At 71.8% G+C, this 20,645-nt stretch carries 20 protein-coding genes; 6 read left to right on the forward strand and 14 right to left on the reverse strand.

Features of this window, described 5'->3' with window-relative positions; all coding sequences use genetic code 11:
* Positions 1-5 precede the first annotated feature (5 nt).
* Entirely contained in the window at positions 6-434 is a 429-nt protein-coding gene (locus ACQPZP_RS08410) for a DUF742 domain-containing protein (protein ID WP_433477060.1), read from the forward strand.
* Positions 415-1,032 (forward strand): GTP-binding protein, encoded by a 618-nt coding sequence (locus ACQPZP_RS08415; RefSeq protein WP_433477061.1) that lies wholly within the window; start codon positions 415-417, stop codon positions 1,030-1,032. The genes ACQPZP_RS08410 and ACQPZP_RS08415 overlap by 20 nt, the downstream gene beginning before the upstream one ends.
* A 41-nt stretch (positions 1,033-1,073) precedes the next feature.
* Here the strand turns inward: ACQPZP_RS08415 and ACQPZP_RS08420 are convergent, their stop codons facing one another.
* Positions 1,074-1,571 (reverse strand): winged helix-turn-helix transcriptional regulator, encoded by a 498-nt coding sequence (locus ACQPZP_RS08420; protein ID WP_433477062.1) that lies wholly within the window; start codon positions 1,569-1,571, stop codon positions 1,074-1,076.
* 65 nt (positions 1,572-1,636) lie between these two features.
* Here ACQPZP_RS08420 and ACQPZP_RS08425 point away from each other — a divergent pair, with 65 nt between their 5' ends.
* Complete coding sequence (locus tag ACQPZP_RS08425; protein WP_433477063.1) at positions 1,637-3,061, forward strand: MFS transporter; 1,425 nt, start codon at positions 1,637-1,639, stop codon at positions 3,059-3,061.
* A 160-nt stretch (positions 3,062-3,221) separates the two neighbouring features.
* Here ACQPZP_RS08425 and ACQPZP_RS08430 read toward each other — a convergent pair whose 3' ends face one another.
* From ACQPZP_RS08430 to ACQPZP_RS08455, 6 genes are all read right to left on the reverse strand, one after another.
* Positions 3,222-3,659: an ATP-binding protein gene (locus ACQPZP_RS08430; protein WP_433477064.1), complete on the reverse strand. Its 438-nt coding sequence runs from the start codon at positions 3,657-3,659 to the stop codon at positions 3,222-3,224.
* A 148-nt stretch (positions 3,660-3,807) separates the two neighbouring features.
* Positions 3,808-5,325, reverse strand: coding sequence for a helix-turn-helix domain-containing protein (locus ACQPZP_RS08435; protein WP_433477065.1), 1,518 nt, complete (start codon positions 5,323-5,325; stop codon positions 3,808-3,810).
* 115 nt (positions 5,326-5,440) lie between these two features.
* On the reverse strand, positions 5,441-5,665 hold the full coding sequence (locus ACQPZP_RS08440; RefSeq protein ID WP_433477066.1) for a helix-turn-helix domain-containing protein: 225 nt from the start codon (positions 5,663-5,665) through the stop codon (positions 5,441-5,443).
* Entirely contained in the window at positions 5,665-6,270 is a 606-nt protein-coding gene (locus ACQPZP_RS08445; RefSeq protein WP_433477067.1) for a DUF2975 domain-containing protein, read from the reverse strand. The genes ACQPZP_RS08440 and ACQPZP_RS08445 overlap by 1 nt, the downstream gene beginning before the upstream one ends.
* A 71-nt stretch (positions 6,271-6,341) precedes the next feature.
* Positions 6,342-6,770, reverse strand: a complete 429-nt coding sequence (locus tag ACQPZP_RS08450) for a hypothetical protein (RefSeq protein WP_433477068.1) — start codon at positions 6,768-6,770, stop codon at positions 6,342-6,344.
* Complete coding sequence (locus ACQPZP_RS08455; RefSeq protein ID WP_433477069.1) at positions 6,767-7,306, reverse strand: DUF2231 domain-containing protein; 540 nt, start codon at positions 7,304-7,306, stop codon at positions 6,767-6,769. The genes ACQPZP_RS08450 and ACQPZP_RS08455 overlap by 4 nt, the downstream gene beginning before the upstream one ends.
* A gap of 132 nt (positions 7,307-7,438) precedes the next feature.
* Between ACQPZP_RS08455 and ACQPZP_RS08460 the strand changes: the two genes are divergently transcribed.
* A complete protein-coding gene (locus ACQPZP_RS08460; RefSeq protein ID WP_433477070.1) occupies positions 7,439-8,137 on the forward strand; it encodes a helix-turn-helix transcriptional regulator in 699 nt (232 codons plus the stop codon).
* On the opposite strand, the gene ACQPZP_RS08465 is transcribed toward ACQPZP_RS08460, so the two are convergent.
* From ACQPZP_RS08465 to ACQPZP_RS08475, 3 genes are read right to left on the reverse strand one after another with little or no spacing between them, the layout of a single operon-like run.
* The gene (locus ACQPZP_RS08465; protein ID WP_433477071.1) at positions 8,101-8,565 is read right to left on the reverse strand and encodes a MarR family winged helix-turn-helix transcriptional regulator; all 465 of its coding nucleotides are present in this window, start codon (positions 8,563-8,565) and stop codon (positions 8,101-8,103) included. The genes ACQPZP_RS08460 and ACQPZP_RS08465 overlap by 37 nt on opposite strands.
* A 47-nt stretch (positions 8,566-8,612) precedes the next feature.
* Complete coding sequence (locus tag ACQPZP_RS08470; protein ID WP_433477072.1) at positions 8,613-9,197, reverse strand: hypothetical protein; 585 nt, start codon at positions 9,195-9,197, stop codon at positions 8,613-8,615.
* The gene (locus ACQPZP_RS08475; protein WP_433477073.1) at positions 9,194-10,441 is read right to left on the reverse strand and encodes a protein kinase domain-containing protein; all 1,248 of its coding nucleotides are present in this window, start codon (positions 10,439-10,441) and stop codon (positions 9,194-9,196) included. The genes ACQPZP_RS08470 and ACQPZP_RS08475 overlap by 4 nt, the downstream gene beginning before the upstream one ends.
* 236 nt (positions 10,442-10,677) lie before the next feature.
* Between ACQPZP_RS08475 and ACQPZP_RS08480 the strand changes: the two genes are divergently transcribed.
* Positions 10,678-11,505, forward strand: coding sequence for a DUF6338 family protein (locus ACQPZP_RS08480; protein WP_433479570.1), 828 nt, complete (start codon positions 10,678-10,680; stop codon positions 11,503-11,505).
* Position 11,506: 1 nt separating this feature from the next.
* On the opposite strand, the gene ACQPZP_RS08485 is transcribed toward ACQPZP_RS08480, so the two are convergent.
* Positions 11,507-14,986: an indolepyruvate ferredoxin oxidoreductase family protein gene (locus ACQPZP_RS08485; RefSeq protein WP_433477074.1), complete on the reverse strand. Its 3,480-nt coding sequence runs from the start codon at positions 14,984-14,986 to the stop codon at positions 11,507-11,509.
* A gap of 103 nt (positions 14,987-15,089) precedes the next feature.
* On the opposite strand from ACQPZP_RS08485, the gene ACQPZP_RS08490 reads away from it, so the two are divergent.
* Complete coding sequence (locus ACQPZP_RS08490) at positions 15,090-15,572, forward strand: Lrp/AsnC family transcriptional regulator (RefSeq protein ID WP_433467144.1); 483 nt, start codon at positions 15,090-15,092, stop codon at positions 15,570-15,572.
* A 26-nt stretch (positions 15,573-15,598) separates the two neighbouring features.
* Here the strand turns inward: ACQPZP_RS08490 and ACQPZP_RS08495 are convergent, their stop codons facing one another.
* The 3 genes from ACQPZP_RS08495 to ACQPZP_RS08505 form a co-directional block, all read right to left on the reverse strand.
* Entirely contained in the window at positions 15,599-16,813 is a 1,215-nt protein-coding gene (locus ACQPZP_RS08495) for a PP2C family protein-serine/threonine phosphatase (protein ID WP_433477075.1), read from the reverse strand.
* 72 nt (positions 16,814-16,885) lie between these two features.
* A complete protein-coding gene (locus ACQPZP_RS08500; protein WP_433477076.1) occupies positions 16,886-17,971 on the reverse strand; it encodes an acetate/propionate family kinase in 1,086 nt (361 codons plus the stop codon).
* Complete coding sequence (locus ACQPZP_RS08505) at positions 17,959-20,319, reverse strand: phosphoketolase family protein (protein WP_433477077.1); 2,361 nt, start codon at positions 20,317-20,319, stop codon at positions 17,959-17,961. Before ACQPZP_RS08505 ends, ACQPZP_RS08500 begins: the two co-directional genes overlap by 13 nt.
* Positions 20,320-20,645 lie beyond the last annotated feature (326 nt).

Below are 20,645 nucleotides of genomic sequence, written 5' to 3' on the forward strand. Positions count from 1 at the left end.
CCGGAATGGACCCCAGCGACGTGCCCGGTGCTCCTCGGGGTCCCGGCCGGGAGCGGTGGCTGGACGCCGCCGCCGGACCGATCGTCCGCCCCTACGCGGTGACGCGCGGCCGCACCCGGCCGAGCGGGGAGCCGCTCGACATCGTGGCGATCCTCGTCGCGACCGGCCGGCCGCCGCCCGAGCCCGGCCGGCTGTCGCGCCAGCAGCGCCGGCTGCTGGCGCTGTGCCGGCGTCCGCACGCCCTCGCCGACCTCGCCTCGGACCTGAACCTGCCGCTCGGCGTGATCCGCGTGCTGGCCGGCGACCTGCTCGACTCGGGCCTCGTGGACGTCCAGCGGTGGTCCACGCCGTCCTCGCCGTCCGCGCCGGCCGTCCAGCCGCACACCGATCCGAACCTGCTCAGGAGGGTGCTCGATGAGCTCCGCGCGCTCTGATCTCGACGAAGTCGAGGAGACCGACGACCGGGCGGACGGCCCGCGCGTCGCGCTGAAGATACTCGTCGCCGGCGGGTTCGGCGTCGGGAAGACGACCCTGGTCGGGGCGGTCAGCGAGATCCGGCCGCTGCGCACCGAGGAGGCGCTGACCGACGCGAGCGTCGGCGTCGACGACCTCGACGGCGTCGCCGCCAAGACCACCACCACGGTGGCGATGGACTTCGGCCGCATCACCCTGCGCGACGGCGTCGCGATCTACCTGTTCGGGACGCCGGGACAGGAGCGGTTCTGGTTCATGTGGAACGAGCTGTCGCGCGGCGCGCTCGGCGCGGTCGTGCTCGCCGACACGCGGCGGCTGATGGCGAGTTTCGCCTCGATCGACTACTTCGAGCGCAAGGGCACGCCGTTCATCGTCGCCGTCAACTGCTTCGACGACGCCGACCGCTATGACCCGCCGGAGATCCGGACGGCCCTGGACATCGACCCGCACATTCCCGTCCTGCTGTGCGACGCCCGCCATACGGTCTCGGCGAAACAGGTCCTCGTCTCCCTGGTCGAACACGCCCTCCGCCTGGCCGGCGGCACCCGGCGCCCCTGACCGGCGCGAGGGCGCGGGCATCCGGGAGGGCGGGGGCGCCGTCAGGCGCCGGTGTGCTGCTCGCCGGGTTCCGGCGGGCCCATGACGATCTCGTCCACGCCGACGTCGTGGCCGTCCGCGCATCTGACCTGCGCCGTCACGCGCTCCCCGCAGCGGGCGTGGGTCAGCATGACCTGGCGGCCCTCCTCGTGGGGCAGGTAGGTCTCGCCCCATTCCATGAGGCTGACCAGGGTGGGCGCGAGGTCCAGGCCCATCTTCGTCAGGTGGTACTCGTAGCGTGTGCGCTGCCCGGGTTCCTGGTAGGGCTCCCGGACCAGCAGGCCGGCGTCGACCAGATGGCGCAGCCGGGCGGTGACGGCCGATTCGGTCATGCCGAGATTGCGCACGAAGTCGCCGAAACGGTTGGTCCCGAAGAACGCCTCGCTGAGCACCAGGACCGCCGACGGCGGACCCAGTGCGGCCAGTGTTCTCGCGACCGGGCAGTTCTGCATCGACCAGGCGTCGCGGTCGGCGAAGTGCCCCTCAAGTGCGATCGTCACCCGTCCACTATAAACCTGCTGACTTCGCTTGACCAAAGTCAGGTGGCTCGCTAGCCTCCCTGACTATGGTGGAACAAAGTCAGGTGCGCACGGGGCCGGTGCTCGCGGTGCTCTCCGTCGCCTCCTTCATGGCGGGCCTCGACCTGTTCATCGTCAACGTGGCGTTCAACGACATCGGCCGCGACTTCGCCGGGGAACCGATGGCCGACCTGTCGTGGGTGCTCAACGGTTACGCGATCGTCTTCGCCGCGCTCCTCGTCCCGCTCGGCAGGCTCGCCGACCGCTACGGCCGCAAGACGGGCCTCGTCCTCGGCCTCACCGTCTTCACCCTCGCCTCCCAGGCGTGCGCCGCCGCCCCGTCCCTGTGGTGGCTGGTCGCCTTCCGCGTCGTGCAGGCCGCGGGAGCGGCGGCGCTCATCCCCACCAGCCTCGGCCTCCTGCTGTCGGCGTTCCCGGCGGCACGGCGCGGCGGCGCCGTGCGGATCTGGTCCGCCGCCTCCGCGCTCGCCGCCGCGGCGGGGCCGGCGGTCGGCGGCGTCCTCGTCGACGTCTCCTGGCGCTGGGTGTTCGAGGTCAACGTCCCCATCGGGATCATCGCGGTGCTGCTCGCGCTCCGCCTCGTCCCCGACTCCCGCGAAGGCGTCACCGCCCGCTTCCCCGACCTGCCCGGCACCGCCGTGCTGACCGGCGCCGTCGCGCTGCTGGCGCTCGGCCTCGTGCGGATCAACGACTGGCCGGGCGAGCGGACGACCGTCGTCGTCGGCGCCGCGCTGCTCGGCCTCGCCTGGTTCTGGCTGCGCTCGCTGCGGCACCCCGCGCCGGTGATCGAACCCGCGCTGCTCGCCGTCCGCACCTTCTTCTGGTCGAATGCCGCGGTCCTGCTCTTCACCGTCGCGTTCGCCGCCAACCTGCTGATCGGCGTGCTGTGGATGCAGCAGGTCTGGCACTACTCGCCCATCAGGACCGGGCTCGCCGTCGCGCCCGGCCCCCTGATGGTCCCCGTCATGGCGCTCATCGCCGGGCGCATGGCCGCCGCACGCGTCCCCGTCGGACTGATCACCGCCGTCGGGTGCATGCTGTGCGCGTTCGGCGTCGTCATGATCGCGATGAGCCTCGGCCCGGCACCGGCCTACGCGTCCGAGATGCTGCCGGGCTGGCTCATCGGCGGGACGGGCGTCGGCCTCGCCCTCCCCACCATCCTGTCCGCGGCCGCCGTCGACCTGCCGTCCCACCGCTACGCCACCGGCAGCGCCGTGGTCAACATGAGCCGGCAGATCGGCACCGTCCTCGGGGTCAGCCTGGCCGTCGCCGTGCTCGGCACCCCGCACGGCTACCCCGACGCGCACACCGCCTACGTCCACGCCTGGCTGACGGTCGGCGGGTTCATGGTGATCGCAGCGATCGCCGCCCTTGGCATGACCCCGCGCCGCCCGCAGCCGACCCGCCCCGTCCCCGAGCCAGAAACGGAAGTGATCGCCGGCGCCTCTTGAAACCCCTCGAAGACTCGGGAGACGGGCGAAGCCTTGACCCGGACCGCAAGGCCCGGTTCGTCCGAACCCCGCACAGCAGGCACCTCATCCGGAGAGGTGCCTGCTGTATTTGATCGTGGTCATGGTCGCCCTGGGCGGGTGTCGCGGTGCCCGAGGGCGGTCAGCGCTCCGGGCCGAGGCGCGCCCAGACGGTCTTCCCGGACGCATGGCGCCACTGCCCCATGTCCTGGGTGAGGGCGGCGACTAGGCGCAGCCCGAAGCCGCTCGCACGCTGCGGGTCCGGTTCCCTGGGCTCGGGGGGATCCTGCGAGCCGTCGCCGACTTCCACCAGCACACCGTCGTCGTGGAGGAGGGTGAGCTGGAGCGAGTGGAGCCCGCCGCCGTGCAGGATGGCGTTGGTGACCAGCTCGGTCACGATCAGGGCGGTGTCCTCTCGCAGCGGGTTGCGCCACCCGGCGAGGATCTCGTCACTCCAGGACCGCGTGTCCGTCACGGTGGCGAGACGGGTTTCGGTGACCGGCCAGGTGATCTTCGCGAACGAGCCGGGCCGGTCGGACGATCGGGCCGGAAGGGTGAGGCAGGGTTCTTCGGTGTTCATGTCACCACCTGGGCCGTAGTACAAGGCGTGCCGATTACTCTCCAGACGCTAACTTTGCGGCGGCCTGAGACGCCCATGTGCAAATCGCTCGGTCGTCGCCCGATGGTGTGCAAGGTGGGAAGTCCCGGTGAGAGGGGCGGAGGGCGATTCAGAACGTGTGGGCGTACGCCTCGGGCGGAAACGAGTCCTTGGCCGCCAGGTCGTCGGTCAGCAGCGCCAGGTAGAGCTGGGCGCGGTTGCCGATCCAGCTCAGCGGAAAGTCCAGGATGGCCTCCGCCCGGGCGAGCCGTTTGCTCAGCGTGTTCCGGTGGATGCCCAGCTGCGCGGCGGTCTCGGAGAGTTCCCCGTGCAACGCCAGCCAGGTGCGAACGGTCTGCCGGAGCCTGCCGTCCGGGTCCGCGTCCCGGAGCGGTTTCATCACGCTGGCCGCCCAGGACACGCTCTCCCGGATGTCGAGCAACCAGACCAGGCAGTCCTTGCCGACGTCGAGCGGGTCCCCGTACGGATGGTCGGTCCGGCCGGCCCGGTCGATGATCTGCAGCGCCAGATAGAGGCGCACGCGCACGCATTCGTCGTCGAGGTCGCCCTGAAGCAGTCCCGCGACACGGACGATCCTGCGCCGGATCGTCTGGGGCGCCATGCCCAGCGCGGCCGACGTCTGGCTGATGCGGCCGTGGCATTCCAGCCAGGCCCGGAGGGTGCGCAGCAGCGACTGCTCGGCGTCGTCGGCGTCCGTCACCGGCCGGAGCAGTGTCGCGGCCCACACCAGCAGTTCCCCGTGCGGGATCAGCCGCAGCAGCCGCTCCTCCGCCAGTTCACCGAACGACATCAGCGTCGTGCCGATGGCGCAGGCCGCACGCAGCGCGTGATCCGCCTCCTCGTACGCGGCCCGGAACTCCTCCAGCGGCATGGGGTCGCTCTTCCCGACCCGGACGTTCTGGTCCCGCATCTCCGAGATGCGGTCCCGCAAAAGGCGTCCGGTGGCGGCGTCGTCCCGCACGCAGAGGACGATCTCGTCGTCGACCCGGGTGACGATCGCGGGCTCGTGGAAGCGGGACGCGAGACGCCAGAGGTGATGGCGCAGCGCGCCGCGCACCGGCCCCGGTGCCGACACCCGGTAGACCCGGACCGGCTCCGCGGGCAGCCCGCCCGGCATCGTCCTGGACGCCTTGTCGACCTCTTCGTCGAGCAGCAGCTGGAGAACGGCGTTGTGCAACCGCTCCTCGGCCTCGTGCAGCCGCCGCGCCGCGTTGATGTGGATCACGGCCAGCGAGGCGGCGGCGTTGGTCACCGCGACCGCGTCCGCACCGGCGTCCGCCGGCATGGCGGCGACGAGGATCACGTCCGCCTCGTTCTCGCCGACCGTCTGCAGGAGCACCGTGTCGTCGCCGATCCGGCTGACCAGACTCCCGGCCGTGCCGCGCCGCCACAGCTCGGTCAGCGGCTCCGTCAAGGCGGTGACCTGGGCGGCGGCCTCCCGCGGATGTGCGCGCACCACGGCGTTCAGCCGGTCGACGAGCAGGACCCGCCCGCCGGGGCCGAGCTCGTGGGCGAGCTGGCGGGTCAGCCCCTCCATTCCGCCGGAGGCGGCGCTGCTGAGACGCTGCACAGCCGCCACCCGGTTGCGCAGGCTGGCGAGTTCGGTGGACGGAGCCCGGTCGGTCATGATGTCCGAGGTTCAGGTCGCGCGCTTCCGAGCGCAACAGTCGACGACGGAAGCCCGGTCACGAATGTGAGTCTTCTCCCACGTAGAGCCTACGCCACGGCAGCCTTCCGCTGGGCTAGTCCTTCTCGTAGGCCAGCAGGTCGCCCGGTTGGCAGTCGAGTTCCCGGCAGAGGGCGCTGAGGGTGGTGAAGCGGATCGCCTTGGCGCGGCCGTTCTTCAGGATGGAGAGGTTGACGGGGGTCACGCCCACGCGTTCGGCCAGTTCTGTCAGGGTGAGACCGCGTTCGGCGAGGAGGGCGTCCAGGTGGACGGTGATCTGGTGGGGGTCCTCGGGGGGCATCAGACCAGGCCCTCGGTGTCGGCGCGCAGGCGGGTGCCGTGGCCGAACGCGCCGGCCAGCGCGGCGACGAGGATGGACAGCACGACGGTCGACGCCGACAGCGTGTACCCGGACACGACCTCCTTGGTGAGGGGAGTGCCGCTGATCAGGGCCTCCGTGGTGATCGTGTCGAGCGCGGGGACGGCGGTGCCGGTCAGGATGAGGGCGACGGCGATGCCGTAGAGGCGGTACACGTTCGCCGGGACGAAGACGTCGCCCGTGCGGAACGTCGTGGCCATCCGCATGAGAATGGAAAGGATCACGAGGATCAGGCCGGCGTGGACGATCTGCGGGGCGGCGAAGAGGACGCGGTCCCAGAGGGCCGGGTCGGTGAAGGCCAGTTCGGCCTGGTGGGTGCCGCGCAGGGTCGCCCCGCCGGACTGAAGGTGCGGCACCTGCGCGGCGGTGTCGAGACGCACCTCGCGCGTGTCGATGGGGGGCAGGGGCCCGGTCACCCCGAGGAGCGGGAAGAGGGCCTGGAAGAGGCCGACCAGCAGGAGGCCGAGCCCGATGACCAGTTCCAGGACATGGCTGTCCACCCGAGTCCAGCGGAAGGCCGTGGTCATGACGTGTCTCCTTGAGCAGCGGCATATCGTTTTTCGATAGTAACGATAAACGATATGCCGCTGTCAAGCCCTCAGCCCTGGAGTGCGGTGAGGATGACCAGGACCAGGGTGACGACCGCGAAGAGGCCGTGGCCGAGGACGACCGGGACGGGGAAGGAGCTCTCGGGGGCGGCGCCGGCCTGGGCGGAGCCCGGGGCGCCCGCGGCGCGGACGGACGGCGTGCGGGCCACGGTCAGCCAGCGGGCGAACATGACGAAGCCGAGCAGCGCCACCGGCAGCAGGATGCCGAACGCCGTCCAGGCCAGCGCGCCGGTGTCGGTGAACAGGTAGACGATCCAGACGACGAGGCCGGCGGCGGCGAGCAGGAAGTGGCCGAAGATCACCGGGACGGGGAGCCGGGAGTTCCCGCCCCGGACCCCGCCGCGCGCGATCCAGGTGCCGAGCATGTAGAAGCCGCCCAGGGCGGTGACGAGCCAGGTGACGAGTGCGGCGATGTTCATGGTGTTCCTCCATGGTCGGCGTTGGGACGTGGCGTGCGGGCGAAGCCCTCGGCCTGGGTTCTCTCGTCGGCGACGCGCACGCCGTAGCGGTAGGCGAGCTTCCCGCCGAGGAACCCGGACACGGCGAGGCACGCGAGCGACAGGGCGGAAAGCGCGATTCGACCTGGCCCGACGGCTCCAGTGACGTCCCCCATCCGCCAGCCGAACCCGATCGCGTAGGCGAGGGTCACGGCGAGGTTCAGCGACATGTGGACGAGTGCTGTGCGGAACGCGAGCGTCCCCGGCGCGATGGCGAGCAGATCCAGGAAGCCGGCCGCCGCGGCGGCGAACGCGCCGATGACGCCCAGGCCGATGAGCCACAGCGACCCCTTGGCCAGGAAGTCCGGGTCATCGGCCAGATGCGAGGCGATGTCGAACACGAGGCTGCCCGTCCACGCCCCGATCGGCACCGTCACGAGGATCGGGTGCAGGGGATGGCCGTAGCTCCCGGCGAGCGAACTCACCGGCTGTTTCGCCCGGTGCTGTGGATCGTCCATGGCGCCTCCTATTTCACCAACAAGTATTGGTGTTATAGCAGGAGGACGTCAACAGGGTGCTGCTGGCTGGGGCGCTGTCCTGTTTCGGGTAGCTTTCTGGGCGTTATGGAGATCGCGCGTTAGGGTGGTGGCGTGACCTCAGACTCCGCCGGGCTGGAGGCCGCCGCCATCCTCAGCGACGACCTGCGGCGCGGGATGTACGCGTTCATCCGTTCGGCCAAGGCGCCGGTGACCCGGGACGAGGCCGCGGCCAGCGTCGGCATCTCCCGCAAGCTGGCCGCGTTCCATCTCGACAAGCTCGTGGACGCGGGGCTGCTGCGCGCCCGCTACGGCAGCCCGGCCGGGGTCCGGCGGGTGGGCCGGGCGCCGAAGGTGTACGAGCCGTCCGGTCTCGATGTGCGGGTCAGCATCCCGCAGCGCGAGCACGGTCTGCTGGCGAGCATCCTGCTGGACGCGGTCCGTGGCCAGGCAGAGGGGGAGAGCGGGCAGGACGCGGCGCTGCGGGCCGCCGGCGAGCGCGGGCGTGCGCTCGGCGAGGCGGAGAGCCGTCCCGTCCGGGGCGGGCGGCTGGGCCCGGAACGCGCCCTCACCTGCGCGGCGGAGATCCTGGCACGGCACGGGTTCGAACCCGACCGGGAGGGGCCGACACGGCTGCGGCTGCGCAACTGCCCGTTCCATCCGATGGCCGCGGACGATCCCGACCTGGTGTGCGGTGTGAACCACGCGTTCCTGTCGGGCATGGTGGACGGTCTCGGCGCGTCCAGTGTCGAGGCCGCGCTCGCCCCCCACTCCGGTTACTGCTGTGTGGAGTTCGGCCCGCGCGACGGCTGACAGGAGTCCGGTGGGCTCTCCAGCGCGCTCAGTTCGGTGTTCAGGCGGTCGAGGACCGGCGCGAGGCTGCGCAGTTCCGCGAGGTGGACCCGGGCCAGCTCGGCGAGCACCCGGTCGGCGGTGGTCGTCAGCCGTACCCGCATCACCCGGTTGTCCGCGGGGTCGCGCTCGCGTTCGACGAGGCCCGCGTTCTCGGCCCGGTTGATCAGCTCGACGGTGCTGTGGTGCCGCAGGAGCAGGTAGTCGGCCAGCTCGCCGATGGTGGGGGGACGTCCGGCGCCGTGGCCCTTGACGGCGAGCAGCAGCTGGTGCTGCGCCGGGGTCAGCCCCGCCGCGCGCGCCGCCTCCTCGCTCCACCGCAGAAAGCGGCGCAGCCCGGTGCGGAAGGCCAGCAGAGCGGTGAAGTCCTCCTGGCTGAGCTCCTGCACGCGCCCCCCGTCCGTGCCGGCCTGCGGTGCCTCGATGGTACGGGGCGCTAGGGGGTCGCGCGGTCGAGGATCAGGTGGAGCTCTTCGGCGCGGTCGTCGGTGATGCCGCCCTCGCGGGTGCGGGTGGCGATCTTGTTCTGCAGGTAGGTGATGTTCGCGCGGACCCGCTGGCGGGGGCCCCGGCCCTCGTCGAGCATGCCCTCGATCACGTTGGTGAGGTCGAGACCGACGTCGTCGCGGACATCGCCGACGGCGACGCCCTGGTCGACGGAGCGGCGCAGCTTCAGGAGGGCGTCGTGGATGTTCGCCATGGGAGCGCCCATGGGCGGGTCCGGCGTTTCCGACCGGGGCGGGTCCGGTGTCTCGGACGGGGACGGCTCGGGTGTCGGCGGGGGCGGTTCGGGCGTGGACGGCGGGGCCGTCGCGGACGGAGACGCCGCCTGGAGGGGGAGCAGGCTCCCGGCCGAACGGTCGCGGCTGGAGAGCGTGTCGCCGATGGTGGCGACCAGGGTGCTCGCGGCGATGATCGTGGCGACGACGCCGGCGAGCGCGAGCCAGGGGAGGCGGAACGCGCGCGGCGGGCGGGCGAGCTCCTCGCGCCGCCATTGCGTGGGGGGCCGGTCCTCCGTCATGTCTGGATCGTCGCGAGGACGCGGTTCAGGTCGTCCGCGACGCCGGGGGTCAGCCCCCGTTCCCGCTGCCGGGTGACGATCTTGTCGTGCAGCTGGGTGACGCGGCCGCCGACGTCGACGTTCGGGTCGGAGTTGAGATCGTTCTCCAGGTTGGTGATGACGTTGTTGAGATCGACGGCGACGTCGGAGCGGATCTCGCCGGAGGCGTATCCGCGGCTCACGATGGGGCGCAGCCGTCCGAGCGCGTCGGACACCCCGGTGTCCGGGACGGCCGGGTCCGGGACGGCCGGCTCGGTCCGCGGCGGCGTCGTGCGGGGCGCGGGGACGGCGTTGGCCGGCGTGGACGGCGGGACGGTGCCGGGGGACCGCGGCGCCGACGCCAGGATCGCGGCGGCGGCCGTGCCCGGGATCGTCAGCACGAGGGCGACCGTGGCGAGCCGGACGCCGCGGCGGCGGTGCCGGGGGCGCGGCCGCGGGGGCAGTGCCCTGGTCCGGTGGTCGTTCGGCGGGGCCGTGCCCGCCGGGCTCCCCGGCGCCGCGAAGACCGCGCTCGGCGGTTCGTCGTCGCGGGCGAGGAGGTCGGCGATCTCCGTGGCGGACGGAGGGTCGGGGCTCAGGCAGCGGGCGGCGAGCGCGGACAGCGCCTCGGACGTTCCGGGCGCGAGGCAGGCGCTGAGGATCGTGCCGAGCGCGCGGACGTCGGCGGTCTCGACCTCGGCGGCCCGGACGAGGCTCGTGTCGCGGCCCGCGGACGTGCGCGCGCTGCGGACGATCCCGCCGATGCCGGTGTCGACGACCTTCACCTCGCCGCAGCAGAGCATGACCTTGCCCGGCTTCAGGTCGCCGTGCACCACGTCGGCCGTGTGGGCGGCGTCCACCGCACCGGCGATCTGGCCGCAGACGTCGGACGCCTCGGACGCGGTGAGCGGGCCGCGCCGGAGCCGGTCCGCGAGGGTCTCGCCGTCCAGGAACTCGGTCACGACGAAGGACGTGAGGCGCCCGGCCGCGTCCCGGGTCTGGTCGCTGTCGTAGACCGTCTCCAGCACCGCGTGGGACAGCCCGGCGGCGCGGTTCACGCCCTCCTGGAAGGTGCGGTGCAGGTCTCCGCGCGCGGGCGTCAGGAGCTTCACCGCGACGGGACGGCCGAGCAGTTCGTCCCAGGCGCGCCAGACCTCCATCGTTCCGCCGTCGTCCAGGCGCTCCACGAGGCGGTAGCGCTCCGTCAGCCGCAAGCCCGATTCCACTCGACGTCACCTTCGTCGCACTCCGGTGCCGGGCGTGGTCCCCGGCGCGTCAGGAGGTACGCGCCGCCCGCCCGGGAAGTTCGACCGGACCGCGGGACGGGCCGATAGCGCTTTCTGCGGTAATGCGGACCGGAACATCAATTGGATCATTCGTCAGTTGTCTTGATGTTGAGATTTGAAGGTCCAGCTGACAGGATCTGAACGCCGATGACCCCTGATGGCGGGCTGGGGTGACCATGACCGAAAATTCCATTGTCGTGCCTGTTGTGCTGCTGGCTCTGGCGGCGGTCCCGGGTCTGCATTTCGATATGACGCGCGGCCGCCGGGAGCGGTCCCGGCGGGAGAACGCGCCGAGATTCTCCCGCGTGGTCATCGCGGGCACGGTCGTCACGACCATCACGCTGATCCTGCTCGGTGCGCTGGGCCAGAGCTCCATGCCGAACCTGCGGCACATCCTGGACGAGAGCGGCACGCCGCCGATGACGCCACTTCTGGCGGCCTGGTCGGTGGGCTGTTTCCTGACGCTTTCGCTCACCCTGTCGTCGCTGGTCGCGGCGGTTCTCGTGCGACTTGAGAATCGGCCCGGGCCATTTCCCGCGGCCCGTCAGGTGACCGGTTCGCGAGACGACTATACGGATCGCGAAGTCGAACTCGAAATCACGCTGAACAGCGGAGAGACCTTTCGGGGACTGCTCGGGGAGGAGTCGGTGGCGCGCGGGACCGAGCCGCGTTTCATCACCCTGTGCGGCCCGATCTTCCAGCTGGACGGGCACGGGAAACCGCTGCCGCTGGACGCACTGCACTGGGACCGGATGGTGGTCCCGACCAGGGCGGTCACGAGCGTGCTCGTGCGCCCGGTCGAGGAACAGCCGCCGCCACCGCCGACGCTCCGGGGCGTCCCGTCGCGGCATTCCGCGCCGCGGATGCACCTGGGCGACCAGCTGAAGATCCTCGTCGAGCAGTGCTACGAGTACCGGCTGACGCCGGGCCCGCTGGCGAAGCTCCTCGCGCTGGAGCTGGTGGTGATCGCGCTGGTCGGCGCGGTGACCAGCGCGATCACCTGACTCATACCCGGCTCGGCGACCGTTCGGCGCGCCACGCGGCGAGCAGCTCGCGGAGGGTCTCCTCGTAGCGGGCGATGTTCGCGGTCTTGACGTCCTCGTACCCGCGGATCATGTCGGGCAGCTCGGCGATCCGCACCGCCGTGTCGTGGCGGCCGGCGTCCAGCCCGGCGACCAGCTCGTTCACCACTGCCACGTACCCGGTGACGAGGCGGCGCTCGGCGCGGCGCTGCGCGGTGGCGCCGAACGGGTCGAACGGGGTGCCGCGGAGTCGGCGCATGGCCCGCAGCGCGTGGAACGCCGGGCGCGCCGAGCGGCCGAGCGCGATCTTCTTGTCCAGGCCGATCGCCCGCAGCAGCGGCGGGTGCAGCATGTACGCGACGGTGGAGCCGGGGCCGAACCGCTCCTCGACGTTCCGGGTGAGCTCCGGGTCGAGGTGCAGGCGGGCGACCTCGTACTCGTCCTTGTAGGCCATCAGCTTGTGCAGGTTGCGCGCCACGGCGACCGCGAGCCGCTGCCCGCCGGCACCCGCCTGTTCCTCCGCCTCGGCGACGCGCAGGACGGCGTCCAGGTACCGCTTGGCGAGCGCCAGGTTCTGGTACGCGGCGAGGTCCGGGACGCGTATCCGCAGGACGCGGGCCAGTTCTCCCTCCGGGTCGGCCGCGTCGACGAGGTTCATCGCGGCCGGCGCGGTGCTGTCCAGCGGTCGCGGGGTCGCCTTCGCCGCGGTCGGCTCGGCCGCCTGGTCCGGTTCGAGGACGAGGCGGCGGCCCGCCCGGAACGCCTGGATGTTCGCCTCCGCCTGGACGCCGTTCAGCGTGAGCGCCTCCTCGATGGCCCGCGCGGACAGCGGCAGCAGCCCCGACTGGTAGGCGGCGCCGACGACGACGAAGTTGGCCGTGGTCGTGGCGCCGAACCAGCGTTCGGCGAGCGCGAGGGCGTCGAGCGCGACCAGCCGGTCCGCGCGGGTGTGGTCCGCGATCCGCTTGACGAGGGACGCGCTCGGCGGCAGCGACGCCGAGATGTCGACGATCATCCGCCCGGTCGGGACCTCGCTGGTCGACACGACCGCGGTGGTGCGGTCCGGGGCGCAGCGGCGCAGGTTCGTCTCGGACGTCCCCGCCAGGGAGTCGAAGACCAGGTAGGCGTCGGCGCCGCCCGCGCCGACCATCCCGGGCCGGTCACGGTCGGCGGGCCCGATGCGCAGGTGCGAGACGACAGCGCCGGCCTTCTGGCTGAGCCCGGTCTGGTCGAGCGAGCGGGCGTGCCGCCCGTCGATGAGGGCCGCGGTGGCGAGGACCTGGTTGACGGTGACGACCCCGGTGCCGCCGATGCCGACGAGGAGGACGTCCGCCGACTCCGGCCGCGAGGCGGGCTCGGCCGGCTCGGCGATCTCCGGCATCGGCCGGGCGGCCTTCCTCTTGCCGGGGATGACGGTGACGAACGAGGGGCAGTCGCCGTCCACGCAGGAGTAGTCCTTGTTGCAGGACGTCTGGTTGATCTGCGTCTTGCGCCCGAACTCGGTCTCGACCGGTTCGACGCTCAGGCAGTTCGACTTGGTGCCGCAGTCGCCGCAGCCCTCGCAGACCGCCTCGTTGATCAGCACCCGGGTCTGCGGATCGGGCAGGAGGCCGCGCTTGCGCTTGCGCCGCGTCTCCGCCGCGCACGCCTGGTCGTACAGCAGCACGGTCACGCCGGGGATCTCGCGGAGCTCCCGCTGGACGGCGTCGAGGTCGTCGCGGTGCCGGACCTTCACGCCGGGCGCCCAGTCCGTTCCGCGCGGGTGGCGGGACGGGTCGTCCGCCACCACCGTGATCTTCGTGACGCCCTCGGCGTGCAGCATCCGGGTGATCGCGGCCGGGTCGGAGCCGCCGTCGGCGTCCTGCCCGCCGGTCATCGCGACGGCCGCGTTGTAGAGGATCTTGAAGGTGATGTTCGTGCCGGCCGCGACCGCCTGCCGGACGGCGAGGCTGCCCGAGTGGAAGAACGTCCCGTCCCCGAGGTTCTGGAACATGTGCCCGGTGTCGCTGAACGGGGCCGCGCCGACCCACATCGCGCCCTCGCCGCCCATCTGCGTCGTGCCGATGCCGCGGTCCTGGAAGACCGTCATCACGTGGCACCCGATGCCGCTCGCCGCGACCGACCCGTCCGGGACGACGGTCGACCGGTTGTGCGGGCAGCCGGAGCAGAAGTACGGGGTGCGGGTGGCCCCGAGCAGGTTGATCCTGGGCGTGCGGGGCTTCAGCACCGGGTCGCGCAGGTCGACGTGCTCCTCGCCGACGCGGTCGGCGAGGAACCGGGCGAGGGCCCTGGCGATCCGGTCTGCGTCCAGGCCCCCGTCGGGCGGGACGAGACCGGCGCCGTCGACTCCGCGCTTGCCGTACACGGCGGGACGTTCTGCCAGGTCGTACAGCACGTCGCGGATTTGCGTCTCGACGAACGCGCGCTTCTCCTCCACCACGACGATCTCGCGGAGCCCGGTCGCGAACTCCTTGAGCCGGCCCGCGTCCAGCGGGTAGATCATGGCGAGCCGCAGCAGCCGGACGCCGCGCCGGGCCAGTGCCGTGTCGTCCAGTCCGAGGCGGTCGAGGGCCTCGCGCAGCTCCAGGTAGGTGCGTCCGGCGGCGACGAGTCCGATGGTCGCGTCGCCGGCGGCGCCCTCGATCCGGTCGAGGCCGTTCGCGGCGGCGTAGGCTGTGGCCGCCTGCAGCCGGCCCTGCAGGACCTCCGTCTCCAGGGCCGTCGTGTCCTTGAGGTCGACGCCGGGCCTGCGGGTCGGCTTCCACGGGCGTCCCCGCCAGGTGAACTCGGGGAGCAGCGGGGCGGGCACCGGCTCCGCGGTCACGGTCTCGTGCGAGTCGGCGACATCGGTCACGACCTTGAACCCCGTCCAGGCGCCGCTGAACCGGGACATCTCGAACCCGTGCCGTCCCAGCCTGAGCACGTCGCCCACCGACGCGGGGACCAGCACCGGCATGAACGCCTCGGCGAGCGCGCCCTCCGTCGCGGACGGCAGCGTGGACGACTTCGCGGACGGGTCGTCGCCCACCACCGCGAGCACCCCGCCGCGTTCGGACGTGCCGAGCCAGTTCGCGTGCTTGAACGCGTCCAGCGACCGGTCCACGCCGGGCGCCTTGCCGTACCAGAGGCCGAAGACGCCCTGGTAGCGAGGGCCGGGCAGGTGGTCCACCAGCTGCGACCCGTACACCGCCGTCGCCGCCAGCTCCTCGTTCACGCCGGGCACGAACCGGATGTCGTGGCCCTCCAGGAGTTCGGCGTCCCGCATCAGCAGCTGGTCGAGGCCGCCGAGCGGCGACCCCCGGTAGCCGGACACGAACCCGGCGGTCGTCCAGCCGCGGCGGGCGTCCGCGCGCCGCTGGTCGAGCAGCAGCCGGACGAGCGCGTGCACGCCGCCGATCGCGATCCGGCCGCGCTCCAGCTCAAGGCGGTCGCGGAGCGGAGAGGGGGAAACGCTGGTGCTCATGCTTGCATTGAGCCAATGTCGCTGAGCGGTGTGCAAGATGGCTGGGCGATAATTGAGCAGATTGCTCAAGTCAGAACCGAGTTACCCGCCGGAGCTGAGCGTTGTGACCCGTACCACTCTCCTCGACCTGCAGATCCTCCGCCGCCTCGTCGAGCAGCCCCGCATCGGCGTCACGGAGCTGGCCGCCAAGCTCGGAATCGCCCGCAACACCGCGCACGCCCGGGTCGAGCGGCTCGAACGCGAGGGCGTGATCGGGCATCGCGGCCGGGAGGTCGACCTCGGCGCCATCGGGTTCGAGCTCACCGCGTTCGTCACGCTGGAGGTCGCGCAGGGGCGGCTCCGGGAGGCGGCCGTCGCGCTGTCCGCGATCCCGCGCGTCCTGGAGGTGCTCGGCATCACCGGTCAGGGCGACCTCCTGGTGCGGGCGGTCGCGCCGAACGGCAAGCAGCTCCACGAGGTGATCGACTCGATCCTCGCGTGCCCGGGCGTCCGCCGGAGCACCACCTCGATCGTTCTCACGCACCAGGTCCCGTTCCGCGTCGGTCCCCTTCTGGAGGACGAGGAGAAACGCGCCCGTACCCGCTGAACGGCCGGTTCAGGAAAGACGGCGCTTCAGGAAAGACGGCGCCGCATCAGCAGCAGGGCGACGTCGTCCTTGGCCGGCTCGCGCCCGATGAGCGCGGACATCACCGCGGCGCCGACGTTCTCGGGCGGGCCGGCGTACGCCGCCTCGCACAGCTTGGCGATGCCGGCGCGGATCGAGTTGTCCCGCCGTTCGATCAGCCCGTCGGTGTAGAAGCAGAGCAGGGCGCCGGGGGAAAGCTCGATGGTCGTGGTCCGGCGGGGGATCGCTTCGTCCAGGCCGATGAGGACGTCGAAGTCCACGTCGACCGCGTGTGCAGGGTAGCCCGGCTCCGCGAAGACCGGGGGAGGGTGGCCGGCCGAGGAGACCCGGACCCGGCCCTCGGGACCGCACACCGCGTACAGGACGGTGGCCGTCACATCGGGCTCGAAGTGCAGCATCTTCCGGTTGAGCCTGTGCAGGGCCTCGGCCGGACCCGCCGATTCCAACGCGTAGGCGCGAAGGGCGCTGCGCAGCCGTCCCATGACGACGGCGGCCGGCAGCCCGTGCCCGGCGACGTCCCCCATGACGATGCCCGTCTCGCCCGACGGGAGCGTGAAGACGTCGTACCAGTCCCCGCCGACGATCGCCTTGCCCGGACGGTAGCGGGCGGCCATCTCGAGGCCGGGGATCTCCGGCAGTTCCGACGGGATCAGGCTGCGCTGCAGCTCCAGCGCTCCGGCGCGTTCGGCGCGGCTGAGCAGCGACCGCACCGCCATGGCGGCCTGTGCGGCCGCGAGCTGCAGGAACTCCTCTTCCTCCGCGGTGAAGCGGCGCGGGGTGAGCGTCCCGACGTGCATGACGCCCACCAGCCTGCCGCCGCCGACGAGCGGTACGCCGAGCAGGGACCGGAGGCCCCTCTGGACCAGGAGCGGGTTGAAGATGTCGGCGCTCGGCACGTCGGCGATGTGGATCGGCCGTCGCTCGGCGGCCACGCGTCCGGCGAACCCCCGGCCCACCGGGACGTGGGCCGCCTGGCTGACCTCTTCCTCGATGCCCTTCGCGGCGGTCGCCATGAGATCGCGCCCCGCCCTGTCGAGAAGCAGGACCGCCGCGGTGTCCACGTCCAGGACCTCGCGGACGCGTTCGAGGAGGGTGTCCAGGAACTCGTCGACATCCATATGGGCGAACATCTCGTCGGTGATCGCCTGGATGTTCTCCAGTTTCCGGGTGACGCCCTCCAAAGCGCCTGACGCGTTCTCCACCTTCCCACTTTATGGGCGATTTCTGATGATTCACCAGAAGTGCGTGGTCAGTGTGTGATCGCCGTGACGGCGTCACCGGGGCCGGAGGCAACGCCGCACGTCCGCGGCGATCTCCAGATCCTCGCGGGCGGCGATGACCAGCGTGCGGACGGGCGCGCCGGCCGCGGTGAGGTCGGTGTCGCCGTCCGCTCCGGCGTTGCGGCCGGGATCGACGGAGACGCCGAGATAGGCGAGGTCCTCGGCCAGCCGCATGCGCACGGACGGGTCGTGCTCGCCGATGCCGCCGGTGAACACGAGCACGTCGAGCCCGCCGAGGGAGGCCGTCATCGCGGCGGCGCAGGCGCGGAGGCGGTGGTGGAAGACGTCCAGCGCGGCGAGGGCGATGACGTCGCGTTCCCCCGCGAGCTCGCGGACGCGGCGCATGTCGCCCGTCCCCGTCAGGCCGCGCAGCCCGGAATCGCGTTCGAGTGCCCGGCCGACGTCGCCGGGGTCGAGCCCGTGCTTGATCAGCCACAGCGGGATGCCCGGGTCGATGCTGCCCGCCCGGGACGCCATGACCAGCCCTTCGAGCGGGGTGAACCCCATCGTGGTGTCGACCGACCGGCCTTCGGCCACGGCGCACAGGGACGCGCCGGAACCCAGGTGGCAGACGACCATCCGCAGCCCCGCCGGGTCGCGGCCGAGCAGCTCGCCCGTGCGGCGGACGGCGTAGGAGAACGAGAGCCCGTGGAACCCGTAGCGCCGCAGCCCGAACCGCTCGCGCCACTCCGGCGGGAGCGCGTAGGTCGCGGCGGCGTCCGGCAGGGTGGCGTGGAACGCGGTGTCGAAGCAGGCGACGGCCGGGACGTCCGGCAGCTCACCCGTGATCTCCGACAACGCGTGCAGCGACGCCGGCTGATGCAGGGGCGCCAGGTCGGCCAGCTTGTGGAGACGCTCGGTGACCTCGGCGTCGACGCGCACCGGCTCGGTGAAGTCGGTGCCGCCGTGTACGAACCGGACGCCGATCGCGTCCGGGCGCGGCATGCCGGCGACCAGCCCGGCCATCTCGTGGCCCGCGCCCGCGTCCGCGGCCAGGACCGTGTCGTCGGCGTCGAGCAGGCTCACCTTCAGGCTGCTCGACCCCGGGTTGACCGTCAGGACCCGCATCAGTACGGCCACGTCCAGTCGCGGACCTCCGGTGCGTCCTCGCCGTGCTCGCGGGTGTACCCGCGCAGGAAGAGGCGCTGGTCGGCCATGCGCTGCCGGATGTGCGCGACCCGGCCGCCGAGGGACGGGACGCGGTCGATGACGTCCATGACCAGGTGGTAGCGGTCCAGGTCGTTCAGCATGACCATGTCGAACGGCGTGGTGGTCGTGCCCTCCTCCTTGTAGCCGCGGACGTGGAGATGGTGATGTCCGGCGCGCCGGTACGTGAGCCGGTGGATGAGGTACGGGTAGCCGTGGAACGCGAAGATGACGGGCTTGTCAGTGGTGAACAGGGCGTCGTAGTCGCGGTCCGGCATCCCGTGCGGGTGCTCGCTGGGCGGTTGCAGCCGCATGAGGTCCACGACGTTCACGACCCGGACACGCAGTTCCGGGAACAACCGCCTGAGCAGGTCCACGGCGGCGAGCGTCTCCAGGGTCGGGATGTCGCCCGCGCACGCCATCACCACGTCCGGGTCGGAGCCGCCTTCAGTGGACGCCCATTCCCAGATGCCGATACCGCGGGTGCAGTGGGCGATCGCGGCGTCCATCGGCAGCCAGTTCAGCGCCGGCTGCTTCCCGGCCACGATCACGTTGACGTAGTCGCGGGACCGCAGGCAATGGTCGCCGACCGACAGCAGCGTGTTGGCGTCCGGCGGCAGGTACACCCGGACGATCTCCGGCTTCTTGTTCATCACGACGTCGAGGAAGCCCGGGTCCTGATGGGTGAAGCCGTTGTGGTCCTGCCGCCACACGTGCGACGACAGCAGGTAGTTCAGCGAGGCGATCGGCCGCCGCCACGGCAGCCCGCGGGTGACCTTCAGCCATTTCGCGTGCTGGTTGAACATGGCGTCGACGATGTGCACGAACGCCTCGTAGCTGTTGAACAGGCCGTGCCGCCCGGTGAGGAGGTAGCCCTCCAGCCAGCCCTGGCAGAGATGCTCGCTCAGCACCTCCATCACCTGGCCGGACGGCCCCTGGTGCTCGTCGGCCGGGAGCCGCTCGCCCTGGAAGACGCGGTCGGTCGCCTCGAACACGTCGCCGAGCCGGTTGGACGCGGTCTCGTCCGCGCCCATGATCCGGAAGTTGGACGGGTTGGCCTTCACGACGTCGCGCAGGAACGTCCCGAACGTCCGGGTGGGTTCGGACGACGTGGTGCCGGGCTTGTCCGCCGGGACGGCGTAGTCGCGGAAGTCCGGCAGGGTCAGCGGCTTCAGCAGCAGGCCGCCGTTGGCGTGCGGGTTGGCGCTCATCCGCCGCTCGCCCGCGGGGGCGAGGGCCCGGAGCGCCGCCACGGGACGTCCCTCGCCGTCGAACAGCTCCTCCGGACGGTACGAGCGCAGCCACTCCTCCAGTTGTGCAAGGTGCCCGGGATCGTCGCGGACACCGGCGAGCGGCACCTGATGGGACCGCCACGTGTTCTCGACCGGAAGCCCGTCCACCTCCTTCGGGCCCGTCCAGCCCTTCGGGGACCGCAGGACGATCATCGGCCAGCGGCGCCGCTCGGAGATCCGCCCCTCACGCGCGCCACGCTGGATTCCGGCGATCTCGTCGAGCGCCTGGTCGAGCGCCGCGGCCATCTTCCGGTGCATCGAGGCCGGTTCGTCCCCGCTGACGAGGAACGGCCGGTAGCCGTACCCGTCGAGCAGCTGCACCAGTTCCTCCTCGGGGATCCGCGCCAGCACCGCCGGGTTCGCGATCTTGTAGCCGTTGAGGTGCAGGATCGGCAGGACGGCCCCGTCCTTCACCGGGTCCAGGAACTTGTTGGAATGCCAGCTCGCGGCCAGCGGGCCCGTCTCGGCCTCGCCGTCCCCGACCACGCACGTCACGACCAGGCCGGGATTGTCGAGTGCGGCCCCGTACGCGTGGGCCAGCGAGTACCCGAGCTCGCCCCCCTCGTGGATGGAGCCGGGCGTCTCCGGCGCGACGTGACTCGGGATGCCGCCGGGGAAGGAGAACTGCCGGAAGAGCCTGCGCATCCCGGCGGCGTCCGGCGACACGTCCGGGTACACCTCGCTGTAGGTGCCTTCGAGCCAGGCGTTCGCGACGGCCGCGGGCCCGCCGTGCCCCGGCCCCATGATGTAGATCATGTCCAGGCCGCGTGCCTTGATCACCCGGTTGAGGTGGGCGTAGCAGAAGTTCAGTCCGGGCGAGGTGCCCCAGTGCCCGAGCAGCCGCGGCTTGATGTGCCGCCGTTCGAGCGGTTCGCGCAGCAGCGGGTTGTCCAGCAGATAGATCTGCCCCACGGACAGGTAGTTGGCGGCCCTCCAGTACGCGTCGATCTCCCGTACTTCGTCGTCGGTCATGGCGACGGACTCGGTCATGGCGCGCGTCCCTCCGGTGCTCATACCGTCCTGGGGACATCCCGTCCCCGCGATCGGCGTTCTCAACCGTCGCCATGAGCCCATCACCGTGCCGCCGCACGGCCCAGGGCCGAACGTCCCTGTTTCCTGTGGGGGGCCGCCCCCCACACCCCCCGGAAGAGCTGTCGGGCCCGTTCCCGAATGGACCTGGCGTGAAAAATGACGAGGCCACGGCGCGCGGCCGTGACCTCGTCCCCCCACCCGGATGTGGACGTCACCGGTTACAGGGGCGGTTGCCTCGCGAGAAACGCGACGGCCTCCGCCCCGCCCCCCAGCGAACCGGCGGG

The organism is Spirillospora sp. CA-142024 (genome assembly GCF_050942325.1).
GTDB lineage: Bacteria > Actinomycetota > Actinomycetes > Streptosporangiales > Streptosporangiaceae > Spirillospora.